At 61.4% G+C, this 17778-nt stretch carries 15 protein-coding genes and 1 tRNA gene; 12 read left to right on the top strand and 4 right to left on the bottom strand.

Annotation, left to right across the window (positions count from 1 at the left end; all coding sequences use genetic code 11):
• Window positions 1–4 precede the first annotated feature (4 nt).
• Window positions 5–1216 carry a regulator gene (locus AC1DV9_RS07615; protein ID WP_477947042.1) on the bottom strand — a complete coding sequence of 404 codons (1212 nt, stop codon included), beginning with the start codon at window positions 1214–1216 and terminating at the stop codon, window positions 5–7.
• A gap of 254 nt (window positions 1217–1470) precedes the next feature.
• Between AC1DV9_RS07615 and AC1DV9_RS07620 the strand changes: the two genes are divergently transcribed.
• The 4 genes from AC1DV9_RS07620 (at window position 1471) to AC1DV9_RS07635 (ending at window position 5329) form a co-directional block, all read left to right on the top strand.
• Window positions 1471–2430, top strand: a complete 960-nt coding sequence (locus AC1DV9_RS07620) for an NAD(P)H-dependent flavin oxidoreductase (RefSeq protein ID WP_477947044.1) — start codon at window positions 1471–1473, stop codon at window positions 2428–2430.
• Window positions 2431–2550: 120 nt separating this feature from the next.
• Window positions 2551–2626, top strand: a tRNA-Thr gene (locus AC1DV9_RS07625).
• Window positions 2627–2771: 145 nt separating this feature from the next.
• On the top strand, window positions 2772–3638 hold the full coding sequence (locus AC1DV9_RS07630) for a hypothetical protein (RefSeq protein WP_477947046.1): 867 nt from the start codon (window positions 2772–2774) through the stop codon (window positions 3636–3638).
• Between the two features lie 200 nt (window positions 3639–3838).
• The gene (locus tag AC1DV9_RS07635; RefSeq protein WP_477947048.1) at window positions 3839–5329 is read left to right on the top strand and encodes an MDR family MFS transporter; all 1491 of its coding nucleotides are present in this window, start codon (window positions 3839–3841) and stop codon (window positions 5327–5329) included.
• 3 nt (window positions 5330–5332) lie between these two features.
• On the opposite strand, the gene AC1DV9_RS07640 is transcribed toward AC1DV9_RS07635, so the two are convergent.
• Entirely contained in the window at window positions 5333–6229 is an 897-nt protein-coding gene (locus tag AC1DV9_RS07640) for a GntR family transcriptional regulator (RefSeq protein WP_112514036.1), read from the bottom strand.
• Window positions 6230–6460: 231 nt separating this feature from the next.
• Here AC1DV9_RS07640 and AC1DV9_RS07645 point away from each other — a divergent pair, with 231 nt between their 5' ends.
• The 7 genes from AC1DV9_RS07645 (at window position 6461) to AC1DV9_RS07675 (ending at window position 14429) form a co-directional block, all read left to right on the top strand.
• On the top strand, window positions 6461–7963 hold the full coding sequence (locus AC1DV9_RS07645) for a UxaA family hydrolase (protein ID WP_477947050.1): 1503 nt from the start codon (window positions 6461–6463) through the stop codon (window positions 7961–7963).
• 33 nt (window positions 7964–7996) lie between these two features.
• The gene (locus tag AC1DV9_RS07650; RefSeq protein WP_477947500.1) at window positions 7997–9016 is read left to right on the top strand and encodes an aldo/keto reductase; all 1020 of its coding nucleotides are present in this window, start codon (window positions 7997–7999) and stop codon (window positions 9014–9016) included.
• A gap of 9 nt (window positions 9017–9025) precedes the next feature.
• A complete protein-coding gene (locus AC1DV9_RS07655; RefSeq protein WP_477947052.1) occupies window positions 9026–9475 on the top strand; it encodes an RbsD/FucU family protein in 450 nt (149 codons plus the stop codon).
• A 210-nt stretch (window positions 9476–9685) separates the two neighbouring features.
• A complete protein-coding gene (locus AC1DV9_RS07660; protein ID WP_112385335.1) occupies window positions 9686–10672 on the top strand; it encodes an ABC transporter substrate-binding protein in 987 nt (328 codons plus the stop codon).
• 122 nt (window positions 10673–10794) lie between these two features.
• Entirely contained in the window at window positions 10795–12348 is a 1554-nt protein-coding gene (locus AC1DV9_RS07665; protein WP_477947054.1) for a sugar ABC transporter ATP-binding protein, read from the top strand.
• A gap of 28 nt (window positions 12349–12376) precedes the next feature.
• Entirely contained in the window at window positions 12377–13351 is a 975-nt protein-coding gene (locus AC1DV9_RS07670) for an ABC transporter permease (protein WP_112385333.1), read from the top strand.
• 58 nt (window positions 13352–13409) lie between these two features.
• Entirely contained in the window at window positions 13410–14429 is a 1020-nt protein-coding gene (locus tag AC1DV9_RS07675; RefSeq protein WP_477947056.1) for a zinc-binding alcohol dehydrogenase family protein, read from the top strand.
• Here the strand turns inward: AC1DV9_RS07675 and AC1DV9_RS07680 are convergent, their stop codons facing one another.
• On the bottom strand, window positions 14430–15152 hold the full coding sequence (locus AC1DV9_RS07680; RefSeq protein WP_477947058.1) for a copper homeostasis protein CutC: 723 nt from the start codon (window positions 15150–15152) through the stop codon (window positions 14430–14432).
• Between the two features lie 32 nt (window positions 15153–15184).
• Window positions 15185–16396: a LysR family transcriptional regulator gene (locus AC1DV9_RS07685; RefSeq protein WP_477947059.1), complete on the bottom strand. Its 1212-nt coding sequence runs from the start codon at window positions 16394–16396 to the stop codon at window positions 15185–15187.
• Between the two features lie 417 nt (window positions 16397–16813).
• Here AC1DV9_RS07685 and osmF point away from each other — a divergent pair, with 417 nt between their 5' ends.
• Window positions 16814–17722, top strand: a complete 909-nt coding sequence (osmF, locus tag AC1DV9_RS07690; protein WP_477947061.1) for a glycine betaine ABC transporter substrate-binding protein OsmF — start codon at window positions 16814–16816, stop codon at window positions 17720–17722.
• Window positions 17723–17778 lie beyond the last annotated feature (56 nt).

Here is a 17778-nt window from a genome sequence, read left to right on the forward strand (position 1 = left end):
CCGCTTATTGCCCGGGCAGGATACGCACCGCGTAGAGATTGATCCCGCGAGCCCTGCCATCGACATCGCTGTTGATCAGCAGCTTGCCATCAGAGCTTGGCGCCAGAGAACGGTCGAACCTGACCTGCAGTAGCGCATCCGACTTTTCCCGCGTGACGCTGAAACGGTGACGGGCGCAGTTCCCAAGCGTCTGGAAATCGCACTCGACGGTGATCTGCGTCGGCTCGTCGGTGGTCGATTGCAAGGTGATGGCGATGGTGGACGACTTTCCGGCGAGCTGCTGCAGCACGGCGGCAGGCACGGTGATGCCGATATTGCCGTCGGCGCCGTTGCTCTGCGAAATCAGCCGGACTGCGGCCGCGTCGTTCTCCGTCACGTTTTCCGTATGCGCCTGCGCACCATTGGCGATCTTGTTGGCATCGGATGGCTTGAAGACCTCGATCCATTCGGCCGAGAAACTGTTCTGCGGGTCGATGGTTACAGGCTCGTCGGTGTGGCTGCCGGAATTATCTGCCGTCTCGTTCTGGCTGCCGTCGAAATCCTCAGGCTGGGTGCTGGCAGGCGGATTGGCAACGCTGGTGTCGCGCTCCGCGGCCGTCAGCAGCAGGCCTGACTTATGCGCCCACCAGGCCCCCATGCCGACAAAGGCGATCAGCACGCACCAGACCAGAAGCCTGGAGAAAAACTTGCGCGGCTTTCGGCGCTTGGCCGCCCCTTCCGGGCGGAAATCCATATTGCCGGGAGCCGCAGCCTTGGCCGCGGGACGTGGTTCGGCGGCAAAGCCTTCCTCGGCAGCGGGTGCAGCACCCAGGTGATCGGCAGCACCGGCATGCACGCCGTCGAGGCTCGCATCGCCATAGGCGCTGCGCGCCTCTTCGGCATGGCGCGTCTCGCCTGCCAGTTCCGGCGCGGCCGCCTCGGGCGACGGGGCTTCATGATGATAGGGTTCGGGCACTTCGACAACCGGCGGAACCGGCACTTCCGGCGGCCCCTGGCGCGGATGCATGCGCTCACGCTCCTCGGCCTCGATCATGTGGATCGTGGCTTCTAGCCGGTGACGGTGATGGGCGATGGCCTCGCGATCCGTGACGTCCTGCTTGCGCAGCCCTGCCTCCAGCGCCTGGCGCGCGGACTGATAGATTCTGGCGCGGATCTCTGGATTGTCGCGATCGGAATTGCCAAGCGCCGTTCTGATGGCCGTTTCTAATCCGCTCACGTGCGATCCTTCACTCTTGAAACCGGCATTCCGCTCAAATCTTTACAAATGCCTAACAAAATCCGGTAGCGGCAACAGCGCCAAACCGCAAGCCTCCGGCACGCCGCCCGGCCGATCGGCAGGGGAAAACGCCGCCTTTCAGAATATCCGAAAATCGCAAAATCGGTAGCCTGCCCAGTTGGGTGGCCTTTTCGGCGCAATGGAACTCTGTTATCAAATTGACGCTTCCGTAAACGTCAATTCATGGTGACCTCATGGCGCTGCCCGAAATCCTGACGAAGAACCTGCGACTCCCGGTCGTGGCCTCGCCGCTGTTCATCATCTCGCATCCGGCCCTGACACTGGCGCAATGCAAGGCAGGCGTCATCGGCGCGTTTCCGGCGCTCAACGCCCGGCCGGAAAGCCAGCTCGACGAATGGCTGGCGATGATCACCGAGGAGCTTGCCGCCCACAATGCCGCAAATCCGGACCGGCCGGCCGCGCCGTTTGCGGTCAACCAGATCGTCCATATGTCGAACAAGCGGCTGGAGCACGACCTGATGCTCTGCGTGAAATACAAGGTGCCGGTCGTCATTTCCTCGCTCGGCGCCGTGCCGGAGGTGAATGCCGCCGTGCATTCCTATGGCGGCATCGTGCTGCATGACGTCATCAACAACCGCCACGCCAACTCGGCGATCCGCAAGGGTGCCGACGGGCTGATTGCGGTCGCCGCCGGCGCCGGCGGCCATGCGGGCACGCTCTCGCCCTTCGCCCTCATCCAGGAAATCCGTGAGTGGTTCGATGGCCCGCTGCTGCTTGCCGGTGCCATCGCCAATGGCGGGGCGATCCTGGCGGCCCAGGCGATGGGCGCAGACATGGCCTATATCGGCACCCCCTTCATCGCCACCGAGGAGGCCCGAGCGAGCGACGCCTACAAGCAGGCAATCGTCGACGGGGCGGCCAACGACATTGTCTATTCGAACTATTTCACCGGCGTGCATGGCAATTATCTTAAGCCATCGGTGAAATCCGCAGGCCTTGACCCCGACAACCTGCCTGTCGCCGATCCCTCGAAGATGGACTTCGAACAGGCAGTCGGCGGCGCCAAGGCCTGGAAGGATATCTGGGGCAGCGGCCAGGGCATCGGCGCCATCAAGGCTGTCGAGCCGGTTGCCAAGCTCGTCGATCGCCTCGACAGCGAATACCGTGCCGCCCGCGCCCGCCTCGGCCTCTAGGACGATTTCCACAGCGCCGGTCTTTTTTACCAAAGCCGCCAGACGGCGCTTGAAATCTTCAAACAATGGCTGTATCAGCGCCATGCAAATCGCGGGCCGCCTGGTTCGGCCGCACGGATTGCCGCTTTAGCTCAGGTGGTAGAGCACATCATTCGTAATGATGGGGTCGCAGGTTCGAGTCCTGCAAGCGGCACCATTTGCTTTTCCCAATCGTTTCGATACAGCTAAAAACACAGCCTATGGCTTTGTTAAGCTTTTTCATAGTTACGCAATGATTGAAATACATGGTTAACCCTTGATTGATATCGTTTCCTCCAGTTGTGATTTGGGGGACAGTTTCCATGAAAGGTTTGGCTGCCGCGGTTTTGGCGTCGGCGTTTTCGGTCGTTGGTGTTCACGGGGCGATGGCTGCCGATCTGGCGCCTAACGATCTGATGATCCCGAAGTTTCTGCTCGATGAACCGGAAAAAGTACCGGCAACGGCGAGCCGGTTTACCGGATATATCGAAGGGGGCTTCGACACCGGCACGTCGCGCGACACCGAGCTCGACAGCCGCTCGTGGCGGTTGCGCGGATCGATGAATGCGAGTTCCGACACCGGGCTCAACCTGCAGGCGGATGCCGATTACGCGCATTCCTATCTCCAGGAATACGGCTGGAACGACAATATCGGCGGTACGCTGCATGTTTATTACCGGCCTGACGCCAACTATGCGTTCGGCGTCTTCGGCCAGACGGGACGGTTTGAATCGCGCTTCCTGCCGGATACGACCGCGCGCGATTATCTCGGCGGCCTGGAAGCCGCATGGCTCGGGACGGATATGACCATCTATGGTCAGGCTGGCCTCGGCACGACCGATATCGGCGGCTCTGACTATGATCACTATGCCGGCCGTGCCGGCATGCGCTATTTCTTCACAGACAATATCCGCGCCGATTTCGAAGCTGCATTCGACCGCTACCAGGATGACGTCGAGACGGCCGATATCTGGAAGATCTCGGCGATCGGCAACTACCGACCGGATGGCACGCCGGTCTCCTTCTACGCGGGCTACCGCTTCGAGCATGCCAAGCTCACTGTCGACGACTTCGGCAGCGACAGCGACATCTCCAACAACTTCCTCGTCGGCATGCGCTATCACTTCGGCTCGACCAGTCTGAAGGACGAAGAGAGCAACGGCCCGATCTGGCGCGGAGCGTCGTTCTAGGCAGTAACGGGATTGACCATGGCCGCCGCAGCGAAACCATCGCTGCGGCGGTTTTGCGTTTTGTAACCGGAAGGATAATTGGCTTTACAGAGCCCGCAGCAAGGGCCTAAAAACCAAAGCAGCACTTCGCGCCGGCGCTTGCCCCTTTCTGCCGAGCCGCCTTCGATGACGGCATAGCGAAGCATCCTGAAAGGTAAGTCATGTCTGATACGGCCCAGCGCTCGAACCGCGTTCTCGTTGTCGCGACCATCATGTTTGCCACCTTCATGGTGGCGATCGAAGCCACGATCGTGGCGACCGCAATGCCGCGCATCGTCGGCCAGCTTGGCGGTTTCAGCTATTACAGCTGGGTATTTTCGGCCTTCCTGCTGGCGCAATCGACGACCACCGTCATCTACGGCAAGCTCTCCGACATCTTCGGCCGCAAGCCGGTACTGATCGGCGGCATCGTGGTGTTCCTGATCGGCTCGCTGCTTTGCGGCTTTGCCTGGTCGATGACTTCGCTGATCGTGTTTCGCTTGCTGCAAGGGCTTGGCGCAGGCGCCATCCAGCCGGTGACGATGACGATCATCGGCGACCTCTTCAAGCTCGAGGAACGCGGGCGTGTCCAGGGCATCATGGCAACGGTGTGGGCAACCTCGGCGGTGGTCGGGCCTCTCGCCGGCGGCGTCATCGTCGACAATATATCCTGGGCCTGGATCTTCTGGATCAATCTACCGATCGGCGTCTTCTCGATTATCGCCTTCTCGCTGTTTCTGAAGGAAACCGTGGCGCACAAGGAGGCCAGCATCGACTATCTCGGCGCGATCCTGTTTTCGATTGCCATCATCGCCGTGCTGGTGATCCTGACCGAGACGGATGCCAGCGCCTGGATCCTGCTCTCGCTCGCCGCCGTCTTCGTCATTTCAGGCGCCCTGTTCTTCTGGCAGGAGAAACGCGCACCAGAGCCGATCATCTCGATCGCGCTGTGGAGCCGCCGTCTCGTCGCGACGAGCAATATCTGCATGCTGCTTGCCGGGATGGCGCTGATCGGGCTTTCGACCATTCTCCCCGTCTATATCCAAGGCGTGCTTGGCCGCTCGCCGATCGTTGCCGGGTTCACGCTGACCATGCTGGTTGTCGGGTGGCCGCTGTCGGTGATGATGTCGAGCAAGCTGTTCAAGGCCTTCGGCATTCGCAACACGCTGCGCTTCGGCAGCCTGCTGTTTCCGTTCGGTGCGCTTTTCCTGCTGCTCCTGACGCCTGACAGCTCGCCGATCGTTGCCGGTGCAGGCTCGTTCTTCATGGGCTTCGGCATGGGCCTCATCAACCTCACCAGCATTGCGCTGGTGCAGGACAGCGTCGAATGGTCGATGCGCGGCAGCGCCACCGCCTCGATCATTTTCGCCCGAAGCCTCGGCAATACGCTGGGCGCCACCGTGCTAGGGGCGATCCTGAATGCCGGGATCAATCACTATGCCAGCGGCGACACCGCCGAAAACCTGCACAACGTCCTGAACCAGCCGACCGGATTGACCGAGCTCGCAGGCGATCCCGTTGTGCGCGGCATCTTCGATGCGTCATTGCACTGGAGCTTCTGGGGCATTGTCGTGGTGGCTGTGATGACGCTGATTTCGACCTGGCTCATCCCGGTCGGCGATCATCGCCGCAAGACAACGACCGTTTCCGCCAGCGAGGCGGCATCGCACTAAGGATCATACTTCCGCCGGATTCTGCGGCAGCGATTGCAGCAGGGTCTGGCGGGCAGAGCGCAGGTGCAGGCGGGCGGAGAAATCGATCTGCGCCTGATCGCCGGATTCAAGCGCGGCGATATAATCGAGATGCTCGTGAATGGCGCGCTCGTTGCGCTGGCGGGCCGCCGCCTTGTTCCACTGGTAGTGATAGTGGAAGACGATGGCGATGGCATCGTAGAAATCGGCGATGAAGCGGTTCTTCGAGGCGCGGTGGATCAGCAGGTGGAAGCGCTCGTCGAGTGCCGAGAACTCCTTATAGCGGCGATCCATGTCGGCGAGCACATCGAGATGGTCCTGCTTGATGACGGCCAGATGCTGCCAGGCGGCATGGTCCTTCGGCAGACGGCCGAAATCGGCAGCCGAGTGCAGCTCGAACATCTCGCGCACATCGGCGAGCTCCAGCGCGAATTCGCGGGTGAAGCCCTTCAATATCCAATGACTGTTCGGACGCTTCTCGATCAGCCCGAAACGGGAGAAGCGGATCAGGAATTCGCGAACGCTTGTCGTCCCGGTACCGATCTCGCGGGCGAGCTCCAGCTCGTTGATCTGCATGCCGGGCGCGGCATCATCCGAGAGGATGCGCTGCATGAAGCTGCGCTCGATGATGTCGTGCAGCGAGTCCGTTTCCTCGGAGGGGAAAAGATCCTTGGCGGTCGGCGCCCTGAGCACGATCTTCTGGCGCTTGTTCCAGCGGATGATCCCCTCGTCGCTCAGGCGCGTCAGGATCGCCCGCGCGGTGCTGCGACTGATGCCCAGCTGGGCGGCAATCTCGGGCTCCGACGGCAGCGCGGCATCCGGACGCAGTGCGGCCGCATACCTGTTGTACGCTTCCTTGAAGACGGTATTCTGTCTTGCCATGCCACCCCGCTCCTTCCCGTGCGCCGAGACCCTGCACGCGATCGTGCGGTCAGTGCGCCGGGGGCTTATCCATTGCAATCCTTATATTATTCTGGATTGCTTGCGGCTGTTTGCCTCCCTCGTCCACAGGAACAATATTCCCGTTGACTTCAAAATGTTTATTGTAGATAAAAAACAAAATCAATGCGCATTTCGCCAATGCAGCGAGCGTTTTCCTCAGGGAGAAGACAATTGGACAAACTTCCTTGGCTCATCCTTTCGGTCGGAGATAATGTTGCCGTCGCCACGGCAGCCATCGAGCCCGGAGCCATTGTTGCCGGCGTTGCCGCACGGCAGAAAATCGACCCGGGCCACAAGGTTGCGATCGCCGACATCCCGCTCGGCACGCCCGTTGTCAAGTATGGCCAGGCGATCGGCCGCACCACCTCAGAGGTGAAGGCGGGCGACCACGTCCACAGCCACAATCTGCATTTCGAAAACGACCGCTTGGCAGCGACCGCCAATTCCGCGCCGGAAGCGGCGACCGCCGAAGACAAGGCCCGCACCTTCATGGGATACAAGCGCGCCGACGGCCGCTCCGCGACGCGCAACTACATCGGCATCATTGCCAGCGTGAACTGTTCCACCACCGTCTGCCGCGCCATTGCAGACGAGGCAAACCGGACGATCCTGCCGCATTACGAAGGCATCGACGGCTTCGTGCCGATCGTTCACGACCAGGGCTGCGGCATGAGCTCTACCGGCGACGGCATGGCCGTTCTGCACCGCACACTTGCCGGCTATACGCGCCACGTCAATTTCGGCGGCGTGCTGATGATCGGCCTCGGCTGCGAGGTCAACCAGCTGACGCTTTACGGCCAGAGCGGTGCCGGCGACACCAAACGCCATTTCAACATTCAGGATGCCGGCGGCTCGCGCCGCGCCGTCGAGCGCGCCATGGGCATGCTGCGCGAGATCGCCGCCGATGTCGGTAGGGAACGCCGGGTGGCGCTGCCGATCAGCGACATCATCATCGGCCTGCAGTGTGGCGGCTCGGACGGCTTTTCCGGGATCACCGCCAATCCGGCGCTCGGCGTCGCAGCCGATCTGCTGGCGGCAGCCGGCGGCACGCCCATTCTTTCGGAAACCTCGGAAATCTACGGTGCGGAGCATCTGCTGCGCAGCCGTGCCGTCAGCGACGACGTGGCAAGGAAGCTCGACGAGAAGATCGTCTGGTGGGAGAAGTATGTCGGCCTGCATGGCGCATCGCTCGACAACAATCCCTCGCCCGGCAACAAGCGCGGCGGCCTGACAACCATTCTCGAGAAGTCGCTCGGCGCCGTCGCCAAGGGCGGCCGCTCGCCTCTGACAGCCGTCTATGGCTATGCCGAGCGCGTCACGGCGCCGGGTCTGGTCTTCATGGATACGCCCGGCTACGATCCGGTTTCGGCAACCGGCCAAGTTGCCGGCGGCGCCAACATGATCGCTTTCACGACGGGACGCGGCAGCTGCTTCGGCTGTCGTCCCGCTCCATCGCTGAAGCTGTCGAGCAACTCGGCGCTCTATGCGGCGATGGAAGAGGACATGGACATCGACTGCGGCACGATCGCTTCGGGCGATGCGACGATCTCGGGCAAGGGCCGCGAGATCTTCGAGCTCATCATCAACACCGCATCGGGCAAGAAGACGAAGAGCGAAGAGTTCGGCTACGGCGATAACGAATTCGTGCCGTGGCATCTTGGAGCAACGCTCTAATATACAGACAGACAAGTCTTCAGAGGAGGAATGATGAAGACGAGGAGGATCGGCAAGACGGATCTGCAGGTGACCGAAATCAGCTTCGGTGCTGCAGCTCTCGGCGGCCTCTACCGCGCCTGCCCGCGCGAGCAGGCAATGGACACGCTGGATGCGGCCTGGAATGCCGGTATCCGCTATTTCGACGTGGCGCCCTGGTATGGCCTCGGCCTCGCAGAGCGTACTGTCGGCGACTTCCTGCGGGCTAAACCGGAAGCCGAGTATGTGCTGTCGACCAAGGTCGGCCGCCTGCTACGGCCGGTGCCGAGCGGCACTGTGCCCGATTACAGTTATGTCGATCCGCTCTCCTTCGATGCGGACTATGACTATTCCTATGACGGCATCATGCGCTCGGTCGATTTCAGCTATGCGCGGCTTGGCCTCAATCGCATCGACATTCTCTATGTGCACGATATCGGCGGCTATACGCATGGCGCCGCGAAAAATGCCGTTTATCTCAAGCAGTTTCTCGACAGCGGCATCAAGGCGCTGGAGCAGCTGAAATCGAGCGGTGCGATCAAGGCCTTCGGCCTTGGTGTCAACGAAGTGCCGGTTTGCCTCGACGTGATGCACAATGCCGATATCGACGTGATCCTGATGGCCGGGCGCTATACGCTGCTCGACCGTTCCGCGGTGGCCGAGCTCATTCCGCTCTGCCAGCAGAAGGGCACGAGCCTTGTGGTCGGCGGCGTCTTCAATTCGGGGATCCTGGCGACCGGGCCAGTGCCCGGCGCACATTTCGACTATATGGCGCCGACGCCTGATGTCGTTGCCAAGGTGACCGCGATGGAAGAGATCGCCAAGCGCCACGGCGTTCCGCTTGCCGCGCCCGCGTTGCAATTCCCGCTTCGCGATTCATTCGTCTCATCGGTTCTGATCGGCACAGCCAGGGCGTCCAGCCTGGAGCGTAACATGCAGCTCGTCGAGCCGCGCCTGCCCGACAGCATCTTTCCGGAATTCGAAAGCCAAACGCTCGTTGCCAAGCCATTGGGCAGCGATGCCGTTCGTATGTAGGAGCCACGCATGCTTAAGGGTATCCACCCCGTCCTCAGCCCCGACCTGCTTCTGGCGATCGCCAGAATGGGACATGGCGACGAGATCGTCATTGCCGACGCCAACTTCCCGTCCGCCAGCATGGGCCCGGAGATGATCCGCGCCGACGGCGTGAGCGCCACCGATATGGCCGAAGCGATCCTGACCCACTTCCCGCTCGACACTTTCGTGCCGGAAAGTGCATGGCGTATGGAAGTCGTCGGTGACCCGGCAGCCGTGCCCGAGGTCTGCGCCGAGTTCCAGGCGATCGTCGACCGCAAGGCGGGTGACAGCTTCCGCATCGCCACGCTGGAGCGCTTCGCCTTCTACGAACGGTCGCGCAAGGCCGCCTATATTGTCGCGACAACCGAATTCCGGCTCTACGGCAATCTGATCCTGAAGAAGGGCGTCGTCCTTCCCGAAGAGGTCTATCGCGGCTGACGACAATTTTAGAGTATCTTTGAATTGATGGAAAAACATCAGCTTAAGGAGGATTGAAGGAAGCGAAAAAGGCGAAATTGCCCCACTTGCAATTTCAAAAAGCCTCAGCTAGCTTCATCCGGCAAATGTTTTTTATCGATAAAAATCGTCCGCCGGCGTTCAGCGGTCTGGTTTTCTGGAGGAGAACGCAACTTGGGAGGAGAACCCACAATGAGCATGAAGTCCATCCTTTCCCGCCGGGCGTTTAGCGCTCTCGCAGGTGCAGCCTTTATCGCAACGGCAATGCCGATGCCGTCCTTCGCTGCCGAAGTGACGATCCCGATCATCGTCAAGGACACCACGTCCTTCTACTGGCAGATCGTTCTGGCCGGCGCCCGCAAGGCCGGTACCGATCTTGGCGTCAAGGTGCCGGAACTTGGCGCGCAGTCTGAATCCGACGTCAACGGCCAGATCAGCATTCTCGAAAATGCTGTTGCCGGCAAGCCGGCCGCTGTCGTTATCTCGCCGACCGAATTCAAGGCGCTCGGCAAGCCGATCGACGAAGCTGCCAAGTCCGTTCCGATCATCGGTATCGACTCCGGCGCTGACTCCAAGGCCTTCAAGTCGTTCCTGACCACCGACAATACCCAGGGCGGCCGCATCGCTGCCGACGGTCTTGCCGCTGCCATCAAGGGCGCCACCGGCAAGGAAGAAGGCGAAATCGCCATCATCACCAGCATTGCAGGTGCAGGTTCGCTCGAACAGCGCCGCGAAGGCTTCCTCGATCAGGTCAAGACCAAGTATCCGGGCCTGAAGGTGATCGCCGACAAGTATGCTGACGGCCAGGCAACCACCGGCCTCAACATGATGACCGACCTCATCACTGCCAACCCGAACATCGTTGGCGTTTTCGCGTCCAACCTGATCATGGCACAGGGCGTCGGCCAGGCGATTGCTGAAAACAAGCTCGGCGACAAGGTCAAGGTCATCGGCTTCGACAGCGACGACAAGACGGTCGGCTTCCTTAAGGACGGCGCACTGGCCGGTCTCGTGGTGCAGGACCCCTATCGCATGGGTTACGACGGCATCAAGACCGCGCTCGCCGTCTCCAAGGGTGAGAAGGTCGAACAGAACGTCGACACCGGCGCCAACCTGGTCACCAAGGCCAACATGGCAGAGCCGAAGATCGACGCTCTTCTGAACCCGAAGATCAAGTAATCTTCAGTCGAGGCCGCGCGTAAGAAATTCCGCGCGGCCTTTTCTTCACCTGTGTTATCGTCCGCGTGGGAGCGCGGAACCTGGGTGGAGAAACAGGAATTCGCATATGGGAGGAGAGGTCCATGGACGGACTGGAAGAGGTCAGTCATCGCCACGATGACAGTGCCACGCTGAAAGAGGCAAGCCGTATTCCGGCAGGTTCGCCCATCCTGGAACTCAAGGGATTGCAGAAGAATTACGGCTACGTCCAGGCGCTGAAACCAGCGACGGTGACATTCCTGGCCGGTGAAATTCATGCGATCGTCGGCGAAAACGGCGCCGGAAAATCCACCCTCATCAAGCTTCTGACCGGCGTCATCACCAGAACCGCCGGTGAAATTCTCTGGTGCGGCCATCCCGTCGGTCTGTCGTCGCCGAACGAGGCGATCGCCCGCGGCATCAACGCCGTTCACCAGGAAGTGGTGCTCTGCCCCCACCTGACTGTTGCCGCCAACCTCTTCCTCGGCGACGAGGTCAATCAGTTCGGCCTGATGCGCAAGAAGCAGATGGTCAACATGGCGCAGACCGTGCTCGACGATCTGGGCTTCGGGCTGCCCGCCAGTGCGCTGCTCAGCGATCTGACCATTGGCCAGCAGCAGCTTGTGGCGACCGCCCGTGCGGCAATGCGCGGCACACAGTTCCTGATCTTCGACGAACCCACAGCCTATCTGACGCGCCAGGAATCGGCGCAGCTCTTCAAGCTGATCCGCAGACTGCAAGCCGAAGGCGTGACGATCGTCTATATCAGCCACCGCATGGAAGAAGTGTTCGAGCTCGCAGACCGCGTTTCGGTGCTGCGCGACGGAACCCATGTCGGCACCCGGTTGATCGGCGAGACCAACGAGAACGAGTTGATCGCCTTGATGATCAACCGCTCGATCGAGCAGATCTACCACAAGGAAGAAATTGCGATCGGCGAAACGATCGTCGAAGTCCGCGGCCTCTCCGGCCCGGGTTTCGAGGACGTATCGCTCAGCGTCAAGGCAGGACAGATCATTGGCCTTTACGGCCTCATCGGCGCCGGCCGCAGCGAATTCGCACTCGGGCTCTACGGCCGGGAAAAGACCACATCAGGTGAAATTCACTGGATGGGCAAGAAGGTCGACATCAAGAACGAGCGCGCGGCCATGGATCTCGGCATCGCACTGGCGCCGGAAAGCCGCCGCGACCAGGGGCTCTGCCTCAACCTGCCGATCGGCCTCAATATCAACCTGCCTGTCTTCAAGCGGCTGAGCAGTGGCCCCGTCATCAATCATACCGTCGAGACGGCGAACGCCGACAAGCAGATCCGCGACCTCAGCATCAAGACGCCGAGCCGCCGCGTGAATGCCTCCAGCATGTCCGGCGGCAACCAGCAGAAGATCGTCATCGGCAAGTGGCTGAGCCACGGCGCGCGGCTGTTCATCTTCGACGAGCCGACTGTCGGCGTCGATGTCGGTACCAAGGCGGAAATCTACCGGCTCTTTGCCAAGCTATTGAAGGAAGGCGCGGGTATCATCCTGATCTCCTCCTACCTGCCTGAAGTCTATGAGCTTGCCGACCGGCTGCATGTGTTCCGCGGTGGCAAGCTTGTCGCCAGCCATGATTTCCACGCAGCGTCGCATGAAGAAGTGCTTGGTGAAGCGATCGGCGTCTGAGCAAGAAGAATAAGAGGGAGAGAGAACAGTGACTGCAACCCCCACCGAAATTGCGCCTCCGCCACCCCGCCGCAAGGTCAACATTCTGTTCGGCCTGACGCTGATCGGCCTGCTGCTCTTCCTCTGGCTGATGCTCGGAATTTTCACCGCCAGCTTCTGGACGCCCCTGAACATCAGCAACCTGCTGCGGCAGGGGTCGATGACGGCAATCCTGGCGCTCGGGCAGACCTTCGTGATCATCACGGCGGGTATCGACCTCTCGGTGGGCGCCATTGTCGGCTTTGCCGGGGTCATTATCGCCTGGCTTTTGCAGGCGGGCGTCCCGGTCTGGGCGGCTATCCTGCTCACCCTGCTGTTCGGCGTGCTGATCGGCACCTTTCACGGCTTCGGCATCGTCAAGATGGGCCTGCCGCCTTTCATCATCACGCTGGCAACGCTGACATCGCTGCGTGGTATCGGCCTTTTGATCACCAACGGCTCGTCGATCAATATCGTCAACGAGGACTTCTCGAACTTCGCCCGCGCCGACTTCCTCGGCATTCCGAGCCTGTTCTGGATGGTGATCCTGGTCGCGGTGCCGAGTTTCGTGTTCCTGCATCTCAGCCGCTGGGGCCGCTATCTCTTCGCGGTCGGCTCGAATGCCGAAGCCGCGCGCCTTTCCGGCGTCAACGTCAACCGGATGATCTTCCTCGCCTATATTCTGTCTGCCACCTTTGCCGCCTTCGTCGGCGTGCTGCTGGCCTCGCGCATCGCCATCGGCAACGCGACACAGGCGGACGGCTGGGAGCTGCAGGCGATTGCTTCCTCGGTCATCGGCGGCACGTCGCTCTTCGGTGCGGTCGGCTCCGTCCACGGCCCGCTGATCGGCGCGTTCATTCTGGCGACCATCAACAACGGCGCCAACCTGCTCAACGTCAACTCCTTCTGGCAGCGCATCATCACCGGTCTTCTGATCATCGTGATCGTCTACTTCGACCAGTTGCGCCGCCGCCGGAGCGTCTGAGACGAAAAGCGAAGCCGGTCATCGACCGGCTTCTCCACTTCTGAATGCGAGAAACAAGATGAAAGCAGTGCTTTGCCAGAAGCCCGGTGTGCTCGAAATCGTCGAGCGCCCTTCCCCCGGCACGCCCGCTCCCGGCTGGGTGCGGCTGGCGGTCAGCCATGTCGGCATCTGCGGTACGGACTATCATATCTTCGAAGGCAAGCATCCGTTTCTCGAATATCCGCGCGTCATGGGGCATGAGATATCGGCCACCGTCGCCGAGACCGGCGACGGCGTGGCGATGGCGGTTGGAACGCCTGTGATCGTCAATCCTTACCTTTCCTGCGGCACCTGCGTTGCCTGCCGGAAGGACAAGCCGAACTGCTGCACCAACATCAAGGTTCTCGGCGTCCATACCGATGGTGCCTTCTGCGAAGAGATCACGGTGCCCGCCGGCAATCTCTATGCCGCTAAGGGCCTCAGCCTCGAAGCGGCAGCGACCGTCGAGTTTCTGGCAATCGGCGCGCATGCCGTTCGCCGGTCGATGGCAGCGGCCGGTTCGCGCTCGCTCGTCATCGGTGCCGGCCCGATCGGGCTCGGGGCGGCCATCTTCTCGCGCATCGCCGGTCATCAGGTGACGCTGCTCGATACCAGCGCCGAGCGGCTGCAGATGGCAGCTGATCGTTTCGGCTTCCGGTCGGGCATCGTCGCTAACGAGGCGACCACCAATGCAGTGAAGGCGGCGACAGATGGCGATGGTTTCGATGTGGTCTTCGATGCCACCGGCTACGGTCCGTCGATGGAGAAGGCCTTCTCCTTCGTTGCCCATGGCGGTGCGCTGGTACTGGTCAGTGTCGTCAAGGACGATATCCGCTTCTCCGATCCCGAATTCCACAAGCGCGAAATGATGGTGATCGGCAGCCGTAACGCAACGCGGATCGATTTCGAACATGTGGCGGATTCGATCGCCAAGGGCCTCGTGCCAGTCGACAAGCTGATCACCCACCGCACGACGCTCGCGGACGCGCCACGCGATCTCGCCCGCTGGGCGCATGAGAAGAGCGGCCTGATCAAGGCCGTGATCAAGGTCGCGGGTTGATCAGACCGCGTCGATGACCTGACGCATCTGACGGACGATGCCTGTATCCGTCTGGTTCGAGCTGGGCGCTTCGAAACCGAAGGCAACCGCGCGCGGGTCCATGCTGGCCACCGCCGAGCTGCAGGAGCCGTGAATTTCCCGGGCGCCGGTAGCACGCAGGATTTCGGCTGCATTGGACGGGCGCACGCCGCTGCCCGGCATGATCGAGATGCGGCCAGCGGCCGTGGCCGAAAGCCGCTTCAGGGTTTCGAGACCGTCCATGGCCTTCGGCACGCAGCCGGACGTCAGGATGCGCTCGCAACCGAGTTCGACGGCCTGTTCAAGCGCCTCATCGGCATCCGGAACCAGATCGAAGGCGCGGTGCAGCGTGGAGCCCAGACCTGCCGCATGAACCTTGAGGCGATGGATGAGCGGCATGTCGAGCGTCCCGTCCGGCCGGTTGGCGCCGATGACGACACCTGCGAGGCCGAAAGCTCTGACGGCATCGATATCCGCCATCATCGACGCCTCGTCGGCCGCATCGAAGATGAATGGCCCGGCATGCGGGCGGATCATCGCGTAAACAGGGATCGGCGCTGCGGCTGCGGCTTTCATCATGCCTGCAACGGGCGTCAACCCGCCGAGTTCGAGAGCGGAGCAGAGTTCGATGCGGTTGGCGCCGCCTTCGATCGCGGCAGCAAGCCCCTTGGCGCTATCGACGCATACTTCAAGCAAAACCGGCATTTCTCATCTCCCGAATTGGCGCGCCGAACGCTCTACGCCATGACCGGCGATTTTGCGATGGGTTGGCCGACGATTTTGCGTACGGCGTCGATGATCATCGTGCAGGCATCGGCGGAAGCTTTCCGGTGATTGAAGGCCACATGATAGGAAATCGGGATCTGCTGGGCCAGATCGACGATCCGCACCCGATCGGCAATCGGCAGCGCGCTGACGCGGCCGAGGAAAGAGACATAGCCGTGATTGGCGACGAGATCGACGATCACGGGCAGCGAGTCCGCCGCACGGATATCCTGATTGCGGAAGCGGCGGCTCACCATGCCGGCGCGGCTGAGCGCCGTCGCAGCATCGCCGAGACCCGTGCGCTCGCTTGGGGTGCAGATCGGATGGGCGGCGACCAGTGCGGCGACATCTGTCTCCGTGCTCTCCGGCGGGGCGATGGCGACAAGATCGGTGCGCAGCAGTTCGCGGTTCTGGAAGCTCTCGAGACCGAAAACGGAATCGAGAATGGCGACATCGATACGGCCGGATTTCAGCGCCTCGCGCAGGTCATCGGCGGTCATCGAGATCAGCGAGATGGCGTTCTTGTTGCGGCCAGTGTTCCAATCGGCCACCAGCGCGCCGAGGCAGCGGGCCACCCAGCTTTCGGCACCCGTCGGGATGATCGAGCCGATCCTGAGCGACCGGGCGGTACGCTGATAGCGCTCGTCGGCCGCCGATTTCAGGTCGTTCCACGCTTGGCTGATCGCCGAGAAGATGGTGTAGGCGCGCCTGCCCTCCTCGGTCAGCGCCGAGCCCTGCGCCTGCCGTTCGAACAGCTTGTGGCCGGTGAATTTCTCCAGATTGGCGATCTGCAGCGAAAGCTGCGGCTGACCGAGGCCGAGACGGCGGGCAGCACGGTTGATGCTGCCCTGATCGGCGACCTCGAGAAAACGCTCTATGGTCGCAACCTTCACCGGGATGCGGGCAGCCCAGCCTTCGAAGTCTTCCGGTGCCTCACCCGAGAGATCGGCGAGTTGGCCGACCGCCTCCAGAACAGGCACCAATCCCTCGCCCACCTTGCTGCTGGCGATCAGCGTCACCAGTTCGCCGGAACTGCGTTCCGTCAGTTTCAGCGCCAGTTCGCTTTCGAGATTGGAGACAGCCGCCGACACCGTCGATGCGGCCAGCGTGAAGCGCCGCGCGGTCTCTCTGACGGACCCCGATGACAGGACATGGCTGGCAATGAAAAGGGCGCCCAGATGCAATGCGTGGGTCTCCGGAAGTCACTGAAAATCGGACACTATTGTGTGTTCACGAAAAAAGATATCCCATTTCGGAATTCGCAGGCTATCGTCACCGGACAAGAAAAGCGGGGCAATGGCTGATGAAGCCGTTGAGCACTCGATGATCGTGGAAACACGCAAGGGAACAAAAACAAATCCCGCCAGCATTGCATAAAGGAATGCAATTGCGCGCGCGGGACTGCTTTCACGGCGATAATCGCGCCGCGATCGCAAATACTGGAGAGGGGTTGCATCGATTTTTCGAGAACGCACACTATTTCCATGATGCTCGCAGGTCCGGCATGACGGCGGCTTTCGCCCGAGCCGGGGGACTTAACACGTGAAGGGCTCCGCCAGAGCCCTAGCGCTTGTAAACGGTGCAAACCAAGGGGACACTCCATGCTGAAGAAACTCGCACTTGCCGTTTCTATTTCCGCCTTTGCGGCGGGTGCGGCCCATGCTGCAGACGTCGTCGTTTCGTCGAAGATCGATACCGAAGGCACGCTACTCGGCAACGTCATCGCGCTCGCTCTGGAAGCCAACGGCATCAAGACCAAGGACCGCATCGCGCTTGGCGCAACGCCTGTCGTGCGCAAGGCGATCACCGCCGGCGAGATCGACATCTATCCCGAATACACCGGCAATGCCGGCTTCTTCTTCAACAAGGCCGATGACGCCGCCTGGAAGAATATCGACCAGGGTTATGCGCTGGCCAAGAAGCTCGACTATGACGCCAACAAGATCGTCTGGCTGACACCCTCGCCGGCCAACAACACCTGGGCGCTTGCCGTGCGCAGCGATGTCGCAAGCCCGAACAACCTCAAGACCATGTCGGACTTCGGCAAATGGGTTGCCGGCGGCGGCGCTGCGAAGCTCGCGGCATCCGCTGAATTCGTCAACTCGGCTGGCGCCTTGCCCGCCTTCCAGACGACCTACGGCTTCAAGCTGACGGCCGATCAGGAAGTCGTGCTCTCCGGCGGCGACACGGCTGCCACCATCAAGGCCGCTGCCGACCAGACCAACGGCGTCAACACCGCCATGGTTTATGGTACCGATGGCGCGATCCAGGCTGCCGAGCTCGTCGTTCTCGAAGACGACAAGAGCGTGCAGCAGGTCTATGCACCGACCCCGATCATCCGCGAAGACGTGCTGAAGGCCAATCCGAAGATCGAGGAAGTGCTTGCCCCGATCTTCAAGAGCCTGACCGCCGACGAATTGCGCAAGCTGAACGCCAAGATCCAGGTCGATGGCGAGCCGGCAAAGTCGGTTGCCGAGGGGTACCTGAAGGAAAAAGGCTTCCTGAAGTAATACACATTGCTCCGCCCTTCGGGGCGGAGCTACCTTCTTGGCGGACAGGGATGGAT

The sequence above is a fragment of the Rhizobium sp. 01L410 genome (genome assembly GCF_056400165.1).